Origin of the sequence: Candidatus Fukatsuia endosymbiont of Tuberolachnus salignus, assembly GCF_964030845.1 — a bacterium.
GTDB classification, from domain to species: Bacteria; Pseudomonadota; Gammaproteobacteria; order Enterobacterales; family Enterobacteriaceae; genus Fukatsuia; species Fukatsuia symbiotica.
Genome location: NZ_OZ034983.1, coordinates 850,312 through 865,400 on the forward strand (window position 1 = coordinate 850,312; position 15,089 = coordinate 865,400).

The 15,089-nt window shown below is 40.3% G+C and carries 13 protein-coding genes and 5 pseudogenes; 5 read left to right on the plus strand and 13 right to left on the minus strand.

Going from position 1 to position 15,089, the window contains the following annotated elements; translation table 11 throughout:
- Nucleotides 1–11: 11 nt before the first annotated feature.
- From AAHH42_RS04270 to AAHH42_RS04295, 6 genes are all read right to left on the minus strand, one after another.
- The gene (locus AAHH42_RS04270; protein ID WP_342221737.1) at nucleotides 12–485 is read right to left on the minus strand and encodes a flagellar basal body-associated FliL family protein; all 474 of its coding nucleotides are present in this window, start codon (nucleotides 483–485) and stop codon (nucleotides 12–14) included.
- Between the two features lie 40 nt (nucleotides 486–525).
- Nucleotides 526–1,515 carry a flagellar hook-length control protein FliK gene (locus AAHH42_RS04275; RefSeq protein WP_342221738.1) on the minus strand — a complete coding sequence of 330 codons (990 nt, stop codon included), beginning with the start codon at nucleotides 1,513–1,515 and terminating at the stop codon, nucleotides 526–528.
- Nucleotides 1,512–1,844 (minus strand): hypothetical protein, encoded by a 333-nt coding sequence (locus AAHH42_RS04280; protein WP_072551046.1) that lies wholly within the window; start codon nucleotides 1,842–1,844, stop codon nucleotides 1,512–1,514. The genes AAHH42_RS04275 and AAHH42_RS04280 overlap by 4 nt, the downstream gene beginning before the upstream one ends.
- Nucleotides 1,837–2,235 (minus strand): flagellar export chaperone FliS, encoded by a 399-nt coding sequence (gene fliS / locus AAHH42_RS04285; protein WP_072551047.1) that lies wholly within the window; start codon nucleotides 2,233–2,235, stop codon nucleotides 1,837–1,839. The genes AAHH42_RS04280 and fliS overlap by 8 nt, the downstream gene beginning before the upstream one ends.
- A 28-nt stretch (nucleotides 2,236–2,263) precedes the next feature.
- A complete protein-coding gene (fliD, locus tag AAHH42_RS04290; protein ID WP_072551048.1) occupies nucleotides 2,264–3,589 on the minus strand; it encodes a flagellar filament capping protein FliD in 1,326 nt (441 codons plus the stop codon).
- A gap of 230 nt (nucleotides 3,590–3,819) precedes the next feature.
- Nucleotides 3,820–4,701, minus strand: coding sequence for a flagellin (locus tag AAHH42_RS04295; protein ID WP_342221739.1), 882 nt, complete (start codon nucleotides 4,699–4,701; stop codon nucleotides 3,820–3,822).
- Between the two features lie 944 nt (nucleotides 4,702–5,645).
- Here AAHH42_RS04295 and AAHH42_RS04300 point away from each other — a divergent pair.
- On the plus strand, nucleotides 5,646–6,599 hold the full coding sequence (locus tag AAHH42_RS04300) for a transcriptional regulator (protein WP_342221741.1): 954 nt from the start codon (nucleotides 5,646–5,648) through the stop codon (nucleotides 6,597–6,599).
- Nucleotides 6,574–7,017 carry a hypothetical protein gene (locus AAHH42_RS04305; RefSeq protein WP_072551050.1) on the plus strand — a complete coding sequence of 148 codons (444 nt, stop codon included), beginning with the start codon at nucleotides 6,574–6,576 and terminating at the stop codon, nucleotides 7,015–7,017. Before AAHH42_RS04300 ends, AAHH42_RS04305 begins: the two co-directional genes overlap by 26 nt.
- 95 nt (nucleotides 7,018–7,112) lie before the next feature.
- On the opposite strand, the gene AAHH42_RS04310 is transcribed toward AAHH42_RS04305, so the two are convergent.
- Both AAHH42_RS04310 and AAHH42_RS04315 read right to left on the minus strand, forming a co-directional pair.
- On the minus strand, nucleotides 7,113–8,138 hold the full coding sequence (locus tag AAHH42_RS04310) for a hypothetical protein (protein WP_342221742.1): 1,026 nt from the start codon (nucleotides 8,136–8,138) through the stop codon (nucleotides 7,113–7,115).
- 11 nt (nucleotides 8,139–8,149) lie between these two features.
- Entirely contained in the window at nucleotides 8,150–8,764 is a 615-nt protein-coding gene (locus AAHH42_RS04315; RefSeq protein WP_342221743.1) for a hypothetical protein, read from the minus strand.
- A gap of 81 nt (nucleotides 8,765–8,845) precedes the next feature.
- Between AAHH42_RS04315 and AAHH42_RS04320 the strand changes: the two genes are divergently transcribed.
- The gene (locus AAHH42_RS04320; protein ID WP_342221106.1) at nucleotides 8,846–10,090 is read left to right on the plus strand and encodes an IS256 family transposase; all 1,245 of its coding nucleotides are present in this window, start codon (nucleotides 8,846–8,848) and stop codon (nucleotides 10,088–10,090) included.
- Nucleotides 10,091–10,257: 167 nt separating this feature from the next.
- On the opposite strand, the pseudogene AAHH42_RS14730 reads toward AAHH42_RS04320, so the two are convergent.
- Nucleotides 10,258–10,896: pseudogene (locus AAHH42_RS14730) on the minus strand (IS982 family transposase); the annotation flags it as partial.
- A 128-nt stretch (nucleotides 10,897–11,024) separates the two neighbouring features.
- Here AAHH42_RS14730 and AAHH42_RS04330 point away from each other — a divergent pair.
- Nucleotides 11,025–11,135, plus strand: a pseudogene (locus tag AAHH42_RS04330) (IS5/IS1182 family transposase); the annotation flags it as partial.
- Nucleotides 11,136–11,309: 174 nt separating this feature from the next.
- On the opposite strand, the gene AAHH42_RS04335 reads toward AAHH42_RS04330, so the two are convergent.
- Entirely contained in the window at nucleotides 11,310–12,398 is a 1,089-nt protein-coding gene (locus AAHH42_RS04335) for an LD-carboxypeptidase (RefSeq protein WP_342064672.1), read from the minus strand.
- A gap of 2 nt (nucleotides 12,399–12,400) precedes the next feature.
- On the opposite strand from AAHH42_RS04335, the pseudogene AAHH42_RS04340 reads away from it, so the two are divergent.
- A pseudogene (locus AAHH42_RS04340) lies at nucleotides 12,401–12,637 on the plus strand (integrase core domain-containing protein); the annotation flags it as partial.
- Between the two features lie 7 nt (nucleotides 12,638–12,644).
- On the opposite strand, the pseudogene AAHH42_RS04345 reads toward AAHH42_RS04340, so the two are convergent.
- The 3 genes and pseudogenes from AAHH42_RS04345 to srmB form a co-directional block, all read right to left on the minus strand.
- Nucleotides 12,645–12,920, minus strand: a pseudogene (locus tag AAHH42_RS04345) (phage integrase); the annotation flags it as partial.
- A 5-nt stretch (nucleotides 12,921–12,925) separates the two neighbouring features.
- Nucleotides 12,926–13,278, minus strand: a pseudogene (locus AAHH42_RS04350) (transposase); the annotation flags it as partial.
- A 244-nt stretch (nucleotides 13,279–13,522) separates the two neighbouring features.
- Nucleotides 13,523–14,848, minus strand: coding sequence for an ATP-dependent RNA helicase SrmB (gene srmB / locus AAHH42_RS04355; RefSeq protein WP_342221744.1), 1,326 nt, complete (start codon nucleotides 14,846–14,848; stop codon nucleotides 13,523–13,525).
- Nucleotides 14,849–15,089 lie beyond the last annotated feature (241 nt).

A 15,089-nucleotide genomic window follows, 5' to 3' on the forward strand; every position in this document is an offset into this window, starting at 1 on the left:
TCGTCATAGAATTATTGAAAGACCATTTTACTAATTACAACATCATCGAATGGCATAGGAACTTTTAATTGATTAAAGTTCTTTTGATATTCGCTCATTAAACTCTGGCGTAAATCAGCAATCGTAAGATCACGGACTTCCCGGTAATTCATACCTGAAAGTAAATTAACGGTGGCACCACGAATAGCAGGTGTTAACGCATTGACTTTCTTAATGTCATCGTCATCACCAGTAGCTATTCCTAATTCCAATAACATATAACGTTCATCCTGATCGATATTTTTCAGGGTGATAACCATATTTTTAATCTCAACAAATTGCACAGCTTTATTTCCGCGCACAAAATTTTTGGCGCACCATGTCGGTGGTTTGATAGGATCTTTTTTTATTTCATTCTGATAATTAAATGCTACCCAGCCGCCGATCAAAGTGGCAGCAATGGCGATCACTATCAATATTTTTGAGAATTTTTTTAAGATAGTCATAAATAATCCATTAAACCGTTTGCTATTAAACCGTTTGCTATTAAACGGTTGCTAAAAGAGTGCCATCATCTGCACTCGTCTCTTCTTCGCTATTAATAATTTCAGCGGCAATGATTTTGGAGCCTGGTGTTGTTTCCTGTTTTTTCTGTTGCTGTTTATCGCCAGAAAAGATTTGTACATCTACCTGTGATGTATGTAGCGCAATAAGATTTTGCCGCAGTTCATTACTGCTTTGTTGAAGTGCACGATAAATATCCCCCTGGCTGGCGTTGATATGGATTTGCAATTTGCCGGCATCAAAACTCACAGAAATATCTATTTTTCCCATTTCCGGAGGATCAAGACGAATGGTAGCCTGCTGAACATGTTTATCTATTTGTAGCTGTAGTCTTTCCCCCAGCAGGGTGCGTAACTGTTCTGACCATTGGTTTTGATCCTTTGCCAAAGTGAGATGCGTGTTTGCCATCTTAAGGTTTTGATCAGTATTGACGATAGACGGATTATTTGAACCAGGTTGTAGCGTGATCACTGAGCTTTCTGATGTTGTTATCATTGGCTTTGCCGCTAAAACATTCATCATCAAATCAGAGGTTAGATTCCGGGTAGATTGCTCTTCATCCTGTGATTTTACGGGTACCAGCAGCTGAGTTTCATTGGATGTCGATGAATTAACCTGTTCCATAGCAGACGACAGAGTAACGAGGACATTGGCTGGCTTCGATGATGGCACAATGTTTAATAAAGCATGTAGCCATTGCTGATTCTGTTCATTCAATATCTCAGTGTCGCTAACCTCTTCAGCATTGTTGTGCAAAGCCACCAGTTCTTCCTCTGTGTTCTGGGGTTCAGCAGTCGACGATACAGACGAATTGGATTGCATCATCTGAGATAGCGTATTGTTAAATGTGGGCAAATCTGCACCATCGCTCTCTGGTGAACCAGAGATGGGGCTAGCAGCCACATTTTTGCTTTTTTCCCCGGCAGCTAATGACACAGGTGCTAATGGTGTCGAATTGATCTGGGTGCTCACTTTTCTATACCCCCGTGTTCAGCAATGTCCTCATGAGCTATCACTGCCATATTGGCGTAAGCACTTAAACCGTTTTGGTTATTGCGGTAGAGGGAAATCTTCTTTTCCAGCAACTGGCTTTGTTGTTGGCAATAATCGAAAGCTTGTTGATGGCTGCTTCGCAAACATTTTAATGTTTGAATTTTTTTCACTGATAAAGACTCAGATTGTGATGAAATCAATAACTCTGTAATACGTGTATTGATCTTCTGTAAACGCTGCCAATCATGATCCTTAGCGGCTTTTTTTAACTCGTTGCCTAAGCGTTCTATCCACTGCAGCTCATCCATTCTTTTTGCTTTTGCTCCCCAATCTTATCCATCCTTCATGAAGGGAAATTAATATTTTTTCAGCTTCTTCAACCAGTTCGGTGGATAATTGATGACTGGCACCATACAAACGGAACACACAGTAGTCATATAAACGCGCTAAATTGGCAGCAACTTCACCGCCTTTTTCGTAATTGAGTACGGCGGTCAGTCCATTGAGAATATCAATGCATTTATTGATACTCTTTGCCTTTTTTTCATAGCGTTTTGCCACAATATGGCTTTTAGCTCGTACTAATTCATCCATGAGTCCTGCAAATAACATCAGTACCAGTTGATGCGGCGTCGCCGCCGCTGCTTGAATAGCAATATCATCCTGCTGATACAAACTGTGGTCTTGGTTTGGGTACATAAAATATTCCGGTTTTTCGGGTTGAAATTTATCTGTTCATGAGCATCGACATCATACTCATTGAATTTTCCTGTATTTTAGCCATGGCTGTTTTCACATCGCTAAATTTCTTAAGATTGTCCTTGTACACTTTGTCAAGACGTTCTTTCAGTTGTTCTTCGATACGCTTTACACTCTTTAGTTGAATATCCAGAGAATTTTGACGTTGTTGCAAAATGCTAGGTTCAGATTCTGCATTACCCTTGTTTTTTGTAGCACTCAGGAAAGGAAATAACGCCTTTTCCATGCCTTTGATAAGCCCCTCTGGACCGTTAAATACATGGGCCAAAACGCCAAAATCAGTGGTTAACGACTCTTTTAGTCTTTTACTGTCAATTGACAAGGTTCCGTCCCTTTGCGTTGTTATTCCTAATGCAGATAAAGGTTTTCTACCAGGTGAGCTGTAGATCTGACGATATAACTGGCTGTCTAATTGAGCGAGAGCTGAATCACCGGCAAAAGCACCACGTTCAATCTTTTCTGAGTCTGAGCCGCTGCGCATCAGAGACTTGAGTGAACTCTTTAGTGTGTTATACGCCTCAACAAATTTTTGTGTCTGTTCTTCAGTGCCTGATTCATCAGGAGCAACAGAAAAATGTAAATCTGTGCCTACTGTGGTCTCTTTTTTCAGCTCAATTGAAACACCGGGCACAGTGGTTAACTTATTGCTATCACTTTCAATATCTATCCCGTCGAGCGTCACCTTTGCATTTTGTGCTGGACTTAATTCTGTGCTTCCAATGAATAGGGGACTAGAGCTTGGATCAATCTCAATTTCATTGTCCTTACCACTTTTATGGCTACTTAAAACCAATTGTTGTTGACCGTTGATACGGTAAATCGAAGCAGCGATTTCATTGTTATTGGCATAGAGATTGATCGCATCGGCTAACTCTTCCAACGTCCGCAATTTATCCACCTCAATGGTAAAATCTTTACCCGCTACTTTTAACTTTAGTGAACCTGTGGCACTGGCTACCTGTGCATCATTCAGACTCTGATATCTTATTTTATGATTGCTGGCTAGCTGAGCAATCTTCAAGTTATAAGAGCTTTTAACTGCTTTACCATTAGAAGTAATATTGGCAACCTTGTCGTCACTGGTGGTGACACTGTTTTTTACCATACCACCATCAATACCATTTAATGCCCTGATAGAATTACGAAAACCAGTGAGTGTTTTTTTAAGTTCCTTTAAGCCCTTTTCTTCTGCCTCTGCTTTCAGCTTCTGATTGCTCCAACGCTTTTCTTCAACTTCAATGCTGGCTTGTGCTATTTTTTCTGCCCATTTTTCTGGTTCAATATTCATATTCATCGAATAGCTTCCCCTGGTAGTACTTGTGCCTTATCCGTTACCACACAATCTATATGACAAAAGAAAGCAACAATTGTGCCAATATTAATTAACTGATTTATAGACAAATATATTCAATCGCGGAAGTCATACTTCCTCTTTCCTATTGTTAGGAGGAAAGAGCTGATAGCATGGAAACACCGCCAAAAAACGGTGCTTCCATCATAATTCGAGTAAAGACTAACGATTTATCAGCGTAACAGACCCAAAATCATCTGAGAGGATTGGTTCGATTTCTGTAGCATTGCCATACTGGTTTGTTCCAGCATTTGACTACGAGCCAGATCCGTCAAGGTAACGGCAAAATCAGTATCCATGAGATTACCTCTGGCCTTTTCAGTATTGCTTACCATGTTTTCTAGATTGCGTGAGGTATGGTCTAGACGGTTAATAGTGGCGCCCAATTTAGAACGTATGGCAGACAGTCCTGAGAGTCCCGCTATAAGTCCCGACGCTGCAAACATAGGCCCTTCAGTGGCAATTTTACCGCCACTCGCCGCCAGATCGATTTTTCCAAAACCCTCAGCAGGTTTTAAACCGATAATATCAGTTAACTTCTTAAGTTGATCCTTCAAGCTAACGGCCAATTTTGCTCCTGAGGCACTACCGATCTGGAAGTTAGCACCACTAGTTGTACTCAATACACCTGAACCGTGTAGTAATCTCTCGCCACTGTAGCTCGTGGTTTGAATGGTATTGATTAATTCAAGGTGCAACTCTTTAAATTCATCATTCATTGCTTTTTTATCAGCAGGTGAATTAGTATCGTTGGCGGCTTGCATACTCAGATCTTTCATCCGAATCATGATATCTTTCATTTCCTGGAAAGCGCCTTCTGCCGTTTGCAGCATGAATTTTGCGTCGGAAATGTTACGTATACCTACTCTCATACCACTCAATTCACCGTCCAAACGACCAGCAATTTGCAGTCCTGCAGCATCATCAGCCGCACCATTAATGCGATAACCCGTTGCTGCTTGTGTCGAAAATTTAGTCGATGAAGTGCCAGCCCTGCTCATTGAAAGCTTTGCTGCGATGGACGCCGGATTAGTGTGAACCGATGATTGTGCCATTGTAAACCTCTCCTTATTTAGGGAGCTACCTATTAGCCCCCGCTGATACCCGATATAAGCGACATCCGGCAAAGTGAAATTAAATTAATTTGATAAGATAAATTATGTTTAAAATAATAATTTTATCGCTATAAAAAAATAAAAGAGACGACATTTTTTTATTAAAAATTAACTATGATCTATATTTTAATAAACTCTGTTTAGTAAAAATTAATAATGTAAACTAAAAAATTTAATATGATCTATGTTTAAAATAGAATATGACTGTTGAGCATAAAAAAATCGGTTATTGATGATGGGTTGGTTGGGTTCGCTGGCATCGTTGATAATGTTAAATACTTAACAAATATTTAACATTATTTATGGGGATAATAAACAAGCAAAATTATCTTCATGGATAAAATAACCCGCTAAAAGATAAGTTAATTCATTTTCTGCCAGCAAACGCTATTATAACTGTATTTAAAGTAAGGTTATTAAGTCAATAGACCTCTTGTATAACCTACTGTGTGGTGTAAATTCGGCGTTACTCAGTGCTAGCCATCCTCATATACTCGTATGTACCCTGCATTTTTAATAAAATTCAATCGGATAGAAAAATTCTACTGGGATGTTGTGATTCATTCTTAAAAAGAAACCAGACTATTAGTCATGAAACTATTGATTATTTTCTCTTTGTAGCGTAAAAATATTCGCTTGCTAACAATTGGTTACTAACAACAATTTAAATTTTATTTAAAACATTAGGTTCCAGCAGCCTCTATCATAAAAATTTAAAAAAATACAGCTACAGAGCTAAACGATAGGATCCAAAAGCCTATTAAAAAATCGTCGTGAGCGAGGTTCAGATGAGGAAAAAATGGGCGAAAAAGCGCAGTCTAATGAACATGTTGAGCGCATTTTTGTTACATGACACTTTTTGCTTATATTTTTGAAAAATTGCAATGAATAAACGTTTATATTCTGTTAATAATTGGCTAATCGATTTCTGTTCGGGATTTATGACTCATCAAGGTTCCGGTGAGAAAAAACGTCTTGGTGAGTACCAGCTTAAATTGTTAGATATGTTGCTACAACATGCCGGAGAGATCCTTTCTCGCGATCAATTGACGCATTTGGTGTGGGAAAAACGGGTAATTGGCAATAATAGTTTACCGAATGCCATTCATACGCTAAGGGTTGCATTGGGTGATGATAAGAAACAACAACGTGTTATCCAAACAATCCCCAAAAAAGGCTATCTATTAGATGCTTCTTATTGCGTCACCGTGGAAGAAAATACGGCAACAGCGATTGATGAAAATAATGATGATAAAAACAATTTTGATCACAATAGCAATGATGTCGATAAAAAATACAATGTGCAAAACCAAGATAATGTGCCCGATCAAAATAACGACAGTCAATGGCAAGAAAATATTTCGTTGCCACCGTTAGCAAAAAAAATGTTCTTATCGACCAAGATAAAAATAATTTTTACGCTTTTATTGACAGTTGCGGTGAGTAGCTGGATCACATTTGTTATCGAGCACAATAACCGTCTGGCGCCAAATTTTTTCGCCGAAGAACAGGAACCGAACGTTTACCGCAATATCCGTTTGTTTCAACTAAGGGATGACGACCCCAACACTGAAGATGATGATAATCTTTATCATAGATTGAAAGATACCCTATATTTACTTGACAAAGAGATTGGGGCAAAAAAAATGCGTATGAGTATTTACTATCATTTGTCACTACGATGGCTGGATTATACTTTTCTCATCGAAAATGGTTGTGAAAAAAAACAACTCAATATGACTATCTACCATTGGCGTCTTGATAATAAAAATCTTAATAATCTGATTTACCGTGAAACAGAGAGAAAAGTTAATGAAATGGATCCCTGCCACAGTTAGTTTCATCGGATTAATTTTGGCACAAGCGATAATGCCTCTCCCTGTTTTTAGTACTAACGAGTTGCCAACTATAAAAAGAAGAGAGAATGTGCAGATCGGTTTTTACGATCTGCTCTCGCAGAAAAAAGAAATTTATGATGCCAAAATAACTGTCAACAAGGGTGTGGTGATTTCTACCATGACAAGTCCTAATGATAATCGCTTTATTTTGAAAGGAAAGTTAGTGCAAAAACCATTACCAGGGCGGCAACTTCAATATAAGTACACACCTATTTTTCACCATAATCCGACATCCGGTCATATGGTAGATGGGTTAATAGACTATTTAGTACATAACAGAATAATTATCACTCCAATATGGGTAAATGGGCAATACTTGGTCTTTGGACAAGGGGGCATTTTTCTTGAAGGCAGCTGAGGTTAAGTCAGTTTTACAAAAAGTCTAGTCTGCCATCACTCAGGGGGCGAGTGCATCCCCCTTAATGAATACGGTTTTAAATGGGCTTCCAGTGATCAATAACACAATAGATTTTTTACTGTAGCACTGTGTACATTATCTTGCCCACTGATGGCCTGTGATAACGTGCTGTAATTGTTATCTGCATGACTTAATTTTTCGGTTAAAATCTGTGCTGCCAGTAATGCTGATCCGGGTTGGCTAAAAGTAGACATCCCGCTAATACGGCTATGAACCTTCTCTTTATTTGTTGAGAGTTGTCGCAGTTGTTGCGTTATCTTATCCAACAGGTTCTGTATTTCATCAAGATGGTTTTTAGCCGTAGCGGGGTTGGCGACTATTTGTTGTATATGCTGTTCGGCAGCACTCTCAAGTTGTAATTTAATCTGAGTGAATTGTTCTTTAGGATAACCATGCCCTTCTCCCCTGGCACTGAAATGATTATTCAGTAAGCTCCACTGACTTTCATCGACGCTGAATACTGTCTGATCATGACGTAATTGACCATGAATACCAAAGCGTCCCAACCCTTTGTTTAATTGTAATAGTCTCTGTTTTAGCGTACTTTGTTCAGCAAATTTTACCGCGGTCATTTTATTTTTTGTCCCCGATACAGAAAACAATAATGTTTCTCCCGTGGATTGTTGTAGCAAGTTATCGAGGTCGTTGGAAGTAAAATCAACCTTTGGCCTGCGTGTCAATTCAACTTGTAGCTGCCGATCAACCGTGCCACCAGAAAGCTCGCTTCTCTGGTGTAATAATGACAATAATTTATTCGCCTGCTGTTGAATAAGAGGCGAGCTTTTCTCCTGTTCTTGTGCATGATAGTAATGCGATAGCTGACGTTCAACATTCATTAAATAGCGATAGGCCTGCTGCACTGAGGTTAGCTGCTGATTAAGCTGCACGTTATAACGTAACGGGCAGCTGGAAATCAGCGGCTGATCGGGGAAAGTAGCGGTTGACCTGTTACTTTTTTGTGTTTGGGTTCGCCGTAATGTCTCAATGCCACTTTGTTGGGTTAACGTGACAGTATCTGTTTTGCTGGTGCTGATTTTGTTGGTGTGAAATTTTACCGACATAGAATCTCGGTCTACCTTATATAGTCAAATAGGGAAATTCGATAGATTTTGCTATAGATTAAAAAACTGGTCTGCAACGCAGATTCTTGCTGCGTGAGTTCTAGTATTTTATCTTTCTTGTCGTCCTCAGTTAGCCCCACTAAATGAGTAGATAGCTGATTGTTGGCGTTGGTTTGTGTTATTTGAACACCGTCCAGAAGTTCTAACATATTCGTTCGGTAACCCAATTCAGTTACCGTGCCACTGACATCATCCCTGGCTTTGCTGGTTAGATCTAAAAGTACCTGGATATCATTCTGATAGTCGGATTTCTTTTTAGTCGTATCTTTCATGTTTTCACTCAGCTGTTTAAGCTTGGTGAGTATACTCATATCGTTGCCACCGGCTGTAGAAAACGCACTGTAGAGATGTACATTCGCCTTTAGTGTCACGCCCTGTGCCACACTCACTTCACGATATTCGGCATTGCCTGCATAGCTATAGCTTTGAGTACCAGTATCATAGATTATGGGTGCTACATCATTTTTGGTACCAGAGAACAGATAGCTGCCACCGGTATCTTTAGCATTCAGCTGATAGATGATCGAATCGATAATATACTCCAGATTAGCAGCATGGATAGGCATATCCTGATCACCGTTGGTGAGCCTGTCCTGAAAATTGTGTAATTGCCTATATTTAAACAATTTGTGAATAGGATATAGACAATGGTAAGAAAGAATAAATTACCGGATACCCCGCAACAATCTCAGCTACGTCAGGTAGCTCAGGCGCTGGTAAAAGACATTAAAACTGAATCTGATCTAAACAAGATACTCAATGAATTCGTTAAGATGACAGTAGAAGCGGCATTAGGTGCTGAAATGGAACATCACCTAGGTTATGCCAAAAATGCGGCTGAAGGACGTGGCAGCGGTAATAGTCGTAATGGCTATTCTGCAAAAAATATTACCTCTCAGTACGGTGAATTAGCGATAGAAACGCCCCGTGACCGTAACGGCGAGTTTTCCCCGATAATGGTTGAAAAAGGGCAAACTCGGCTGACCCATTTTGACGATCACATTTTAGCGTTTTACGCTCAAGGCATGACCACACGGGAAATTACCGAAACCTTTAAAAAAATCTATGATGCTGAGGTATCGCCAACCTTGATATCTAAAGTCACTGATGCGGTAATTGACCGAGTAACCACCTGGCGTAGTCGCCCACTGGACAATCTGTATCCGATTGTTTATCTGGATTGTATTGTCGTTAAAGTTCACCAGGATAAGCGGGTTATCAATAAATCTGTCTATATCGCGCTAGGCATCAATATGGAAGGACATAAGGAATGCCTTGGCTTGTGGATAGCGGAGACGGAAGGAGCAAAGACCTGGTTATCGATTCTGACCGAGTTAAAGAATCGGGGCTTAAATGATATATTAATTGCTTGTATGGATGGTTTAACCGGGTTTCCTGAGGCTGTCAACACGGTCTATCCTGAGACAAAAATCCAGCTTTGCATTGTCCATTTAGTCCGTAATTCGGTCAAATACGTCAGTTGGAAAGATCGACAAGCACTCTGTGCCGACCTAAAACTCATTTACCGTTCCGCTACAGAAGAAAATGCTTTGCAAGAGCTTGATAGTTTTGAAGGACGCTGGGGTGAAAAATACCCAACACTGGTACAAATTTGGCGCAGAAATTGGGATAACCTATCCACATTTTTTACTTATCCCGACGAAATTCGCAAGGTGATTTATACAACAAATGCGATAGAATCACTCAATAGTGTGATACGTAAAGCCATAAAAAAACGCAAAATATTTGCACATGATGGGTCTGCATTAAAAGTGATTTATCTGGCAATAGAATCTGCATCAGAAAAGTGGACAATGCCGATACCAAACTGGCGTCAGGCTCTCAATCACTTTATGATCGAATACCCTGAACGGTTATCAGTGTATTTATGAGGAATCGGCAGTTACACAGAATCTTGTACAGGCTCACAGAGTTTTAAGAACGATATCTTAAACTTCTTTGAGGTGAAGCTACCACAAATGGCAAGTTCTCTGGTATCTCGCTTAAACGATAATTTCCAGGCGCTAAATCCTGCATCTTGATTTCACTTGGGTATATAAGGCTTCATGTTGCGACGAACTCGAGTGTTCAAGGCGCCTCCCTTTTCTTTCAGCTGTTGTAACAATGTGTTAGAAATATCTCCTTTATCTGCATAAAGCTGGCCAAAAAGCCCTGTGACCAAGTCAGGAAGGGGTTTTCTATCGTCACCATTCCCACGGGTTAGACGAATACTGAGTAGTTCTCCCCGATGCTTAATCAGCACATGTCATTTAAAGCCAAAAAACCAGCCGGTTGAACTTTTCCCCCGTTCTGCCAAGCCTTGAAAAACATAGGTTATCGCAAACGGCCAGCGGCGTGGAGTCGACAATAGAGAGCCCTGAACAGTCTCCCTTAACTGTGTCAAAGAAAGCATAAAGCGCTATTACACAGCGGGTAAGGGGTTCAATACAGCGAGAATAAGAGGGAAGGGTTGGAAATTCAGCCCTGAGATGCTGACACACATGATGAAGATAGAATGATTTGAACTGGCGATAACGAATTGGATGGAACAATACCACTAGCGTCATCAGCTCTGCCAAAGAAAGAGAACTGGCACGGATACGCCGCTTGGACCCATCAGGAGCTTTGCATTGAGTAGTGGCTCAAATTTTTTGCAAAAATCATCCATTAAGCAATAAAGTTCGGTAATATCGTTCATGAGTGTCTCGCTATTTCGTGATGAATAATGTTCGCAAACATCATTATCTTGAAGTACGAGGCACTTATCTCTTCTTGAGCAAAAAATTAGAGAAAATAAACGTCAATTCCTTATCCCGAACTCAGGTTATGCTTAAGCGTTTCAGAACTATCGCTGAAAAATATCGCAACAGGCGAAAAAGGTTTGGACTCAGATTTAATCTTATTGCCGGAATATATAACTGGGAGCTCAATTTATAAGTTTCGAAAGAGGTCTACTGATGAAAGAATATCAAGCGGCATAAAACTCCTGAATTTGTATCCAAAATTACTTGACCAGAACACGCGACAATCTTTGCCACCATCGAATACCAGTGTTTGATTTCAGCGTACGCCCCGAGGTAGTTTGAGTTTACGATAAAAGGTAGCAGGTTCTCAGCGCTGATTATTGTATTTTAACGTCGTTTTTTCATCACCTACTGTGATGGTGACCGTTGCACCAATAATAAGGGGTTGCGTATCTGCAATATGCCCATTAGGAAAACCAAAGATCTTAGGAATGTTATATTTATTTACATTTTCAGCAATAATTTTATATGCTTTATCGTCATATGGTTCTGCTGCTCCACCTATATTTTTCATCCCACCGACCACAATACCTTTTATTTTGCTTAAAGCGCCAGACAACTCCAAACTTTGCATATACCGGTCTATCTTGTAATAGCCATTTTCCCCAATTTCCTCTATAAACAAGATTGCTCCTTTATAAGAGAAGTCGTATTTTGTCCCCAGAAGAGCGGCGACTATAGTTAAGTTCCCCCCAATTAATATTCCTTCAGCGCTTCCTTTCTGGTTGTGCGAGTTTTTCTTAATCTCGTAACAGAGTTTTTTTCCTGCGAGTATATCGAAAATCTTTTCATAAGATACAGGTTTTAGGCTAGGAGTATTAGTAGTCTGAATAACATTTTGCCCATGTATGGAAGGAACGCCATGTTGGGCAAGGTAGCTTTGCAAATAGGTATTATCTGAATGACCAATAAACCACTTGGGGTTATCTAAAAATTTCTTGGGGTTTATTTTTTCAAGTAACTGAACACAGCCATATCCTCCTCTTGTCGCCCAGATTGCATCTATTGAATTGTCATCCAATGCCCACTGCAAATCTTTCAGCCTTTCCTCTACTGTTCCTGCATAACGATAGTGGTTCTGATATGTTTTGTCGACATGTGGTCCAAGTTCTGGTTTATATTCCTTAGCTGTTATTTTCTTTTTTGTGTCATCTAAAATAGCCAGGTCCTTTATAGCACCAGCAGGAGACACAATTGCAATTTTACTGCCTATAGTTAAAGGCTTGGGCCACTTTAGCTGCGTTGATGTCATTGATGTCATTGATGTCATTGATGTCATTGATGTCATTGATGTCATTGATGTCACCTCATTTTTATGGTTAAAGTAACAAAATCCTGCCATTTTTGCTGTTATTTCAGTGTAGTAAATATAAAAAATAATATAGCTACGCGACATAAGGGTCAGAATACTCGGGTAAAAAGGAAACACACGCGTATGAGCTTTACCTGGAGTTAGAAGATATCGAACCTACGCGGACTTAGGCGTACAGCCCACAGACCAATGGTATCTGTGAGCGGTTTCATAACACGATGAAAAATGAATGCGATGACGTCATGTTTCGGCGTAAAATTTATTCATCACTGGAAGACATTCAGCAAGACATCGATAAATGGCTCGCATTCTACAACAGAGAGCCCCTCATTCAGTAAAAATGACCCACCCCGGCATGAGTTGTGATTGAGATAACCTTTGTGCCTCACTCCATCTTGCTCCTGTCGCTAGACATAAACGTACAACATGTCCTAAATCTTTATTTGCCGGCTCATCACAAGCCTCCAAAAGTCGTTTTATATCCTCTGGATAAAAGAAAGCCAGTTCTTGATATTCCTCTTTAAACTGACGAATTCCATCAAGTGGATTATCTTCTTTCCATTCCCCTGACCGCTTTAATTCAGAGAATACGGCACGGAGATAGGAATATATTTATAGAGACCCCAGTCCATTTTTCCATTACCAATAACTGAGTTACATTTTCTGGGTATGAACCTTTTCACTCCTTTATTTGTAATGTATTCTCTCACGTGTTCACTGTCATAACCTTTATCTGCCACCACAACCCCCGAAAGGGGGAGTTTATCCCAAAGAGCGGGTGCCGCTGTACAATCATTAATTTCACCCCCGTGATTTCAAAAGCAATAGGTAATCCATAAGCATCCACACCGAGATGAATTTTTGTGGTGTTACCTGCTCTACTTTTTCCAATTGCCTCCGTACCACTGCTTGCAGCACCTGCACTGTGTTGATGTGTTTTTACATAACTGTCATCATTGAATATCAATTGTGGCACACTAAACTCGTTTTATTGGGTGTTGGAACCGTAATATTACGAGTTTACTCTTCTCTTTCAATTCTTTATTATCAAATGTCAACAGCCTCTAATACCGCTCCCACAAGAAGCGATCCATAACCAAGCCCAAGATAGGTAGAGGAAGTGATAGGTTGTTTTGTCTGCGCTTTCTCGAACCGACTCGTCAAATAAGGGTCAAAATTTATTAGGCCAACCCACCCGGATTGCTGGTTTATTTAGCACCGGTATTTTCAGATTTCTTTGTAGGCTGACGACGCTTACCAATATTTTTACTATCACGATGACGAATTTTAACCTTTATTTTCTCTTTGCTAGCTTTTTGTTTCGCTTTGCGTTTGGCGAGAACTTTTTTCGATGGTTTACCCGTGACTCTGTTGCTCGGTGCTTTACTGGTAGGACGTAACTCATCGATCACGCGCGCTTTAAGCGGTTCGTTAAGGTAACGGCCTATTTTCTGCAGTAATAAATGGTCATGGTTTTCAATTAAAGAAATCGCCACGCCTTTACGACCTGCACGAGCGGTACGACCAATACGATGCAAATAAACATCGGCAGTGTGTGGCATGTCGAAATTGAAAACATGGCTGATATCATCAATATCCAGGCCACGAGAAGCGACATCGGTTGCCACCAACACTTTAATTCGACCATCACTTAAACGTGCCACCGCTTCGTTGCGTTTTGCCTGCACCATTTCGCCTTCGAGATACCAAGCATTAATATTCGCCTCACGCAACCAGCGAACCAATTCATGCACCCGTTCACGGGTACGCACAAAAATGATGGATTTTTTTGCCTCTGATTGGATAAGCAAATGGCATAACAATGCTATTTTATGTTGAATATTATCAGCGCGGTAATACCATTGGGTAATTTTTTTACGTTCTTTCCGTGATGGATCAGCGTCCAATTCTATGGGATCATTGAGAATGTGTTGAGCAAATTCACGAATAGCTTCGCCTTCTAATGTGGCGGAAAAGAGTAAGGTTTGTTTACGCTCGACAGTTTTAGCAGCGATAATTTCGATATCCCGTGCAAAACCCATATCCAACATACGATCAGCTTCATCAAGGATCAAAATTTCTATGGCACGGCAGTCAAAATTTTCTTCTTTGATATATTGCAGCAAACGACCAGTGGTCGCAACCACGATATCTTGGTTTTTGCTGAATACTTCTGCATGATTCATATAAGCGACGCCACCGGTGATGGTAGCGATAGCCAGTCGAGTATGCACTGCCAATTCATGAGCCTGTTCCGCCACTTGCATCGCCAGCTCGCGAGTGGGTGTGAGGACCAAAATACGTGGCGCTCCCGGTTCTTTACGAGGAAAATCCAGTAAATGCTGCAAGACAGGCAGTAAAAAGGCGGCGGTTTTGCCGGTTCCCGTAGGAGCAGACCCTAAAACATCACGCCCGTCCATTGCTGCCGGGATAGCCATTGCCTGAATAGCAGTCGGGTGCTGGTAGTCTTTATCACATAAAGCTTTAATCAAGCGTTCATCGAGATCAAACGCCGAAAAATGGGTCACAGTCATGGTGTTCCTCTGTTTGGGGCGTCGATTATAGACGGCTTGGCCTACTTCTTCACTTGTTTCAGTGGCAATAATGGTTTTTTAATCAATTATGCGTTGCTAGGGGCTATTGACATTTTATCGTAATCATTTGAAAAAAAGATGAAAACTCGTAATATTACGGTTCTGATACCCAATAAGATGAGTTTGCGATGTCCTGATCGATGTTGAATGATAAAATCTACTCGAAGCTGAAAAGTATCAT

Bases quoted from the DNA above. Each gene is read 5' to 3' on its own strand.
- AAHH42_RS04320 (WP_342221106.1), top strand. From the start codon at position 8,846: ATGGTAAGAAAGAATAAATTACCGGATACCCCGCAACAATCTCAGCTA.
- srmB (WP_342221744.1), bottom strand. From the start codon at position 14,848: ATGACTGTGACCCATTTTTCGGCGTTTGATCTCGATGAACGCTTGATT.
- AAHH42_RS04270 (WP_342221737.1), bottom strand. From the start codon at position 485: ATGACTATCTTAAAAAAATTCTCAAAAATATTGATAGTGATCGCCATT.
- AAHH42_RS04310 (WP_342221742.1), bottom strand. From the start codon at position 8,138: ATGTCGGTAAAATTTCACACCAACAAAATCAGCACCAGCAAAACAGAT.
- AAHH42_RS04305 (WP_072551050.1), top strand. From the start codon at position 6,574: ATGAAATGGATCCCTGCCACAGTTAGTTTCATCGGATTAATTTTGGCA.
- AAHH42_RS04295 (WP_342221739.1), bottom strand. From the start codon at position 4,701: ATGGCACAATCATCGGTTCACACTAATCCGGCGTCCATCGCAGCAAAG.
- fliS (WP_072551047.1), bottom strand. From the start codon at position 2,235: ATGTACCCAAACCAAGACCACAGTTTGTATCAGCAGGATGATATTGCT.
- AAHH42_RS04315 (WP_342221743.1), bottom strand. From the start codon at position 8,764: ATGCCTATCCATGCTGCTAATCTGGAGTATATTATCGATTCGATCATC.
- AAHH42_RS04335 (WP_342064672.1), bottom strand. From the start codon at position 12,398: ATGTCGCGTAGCTATATTATTTTTTATATTTACTACACTGAAATAACA.
- fliD (WP_072551048.1), bottom strand. From the start codon at position 3,589: ATGAATATGAATATTGAACCAGAAAAATGGGCAGAAAAAATAGCACAA.
- AAHH42_RS04280 (WP_072551046.1), bottom strand. From the start codon at position 1,844: ATGGATGAGCTGCAGTGGATAGAACGCTTAGGCAACGAGTTAAAAAAA.
- AAHH42_RS04300 (WP_342221741.1), top strand. From the start codon at position 5,646: ATGAATAAACGTTTATATTCTGTTAATAATTGGCTAATCGATTTCTGT.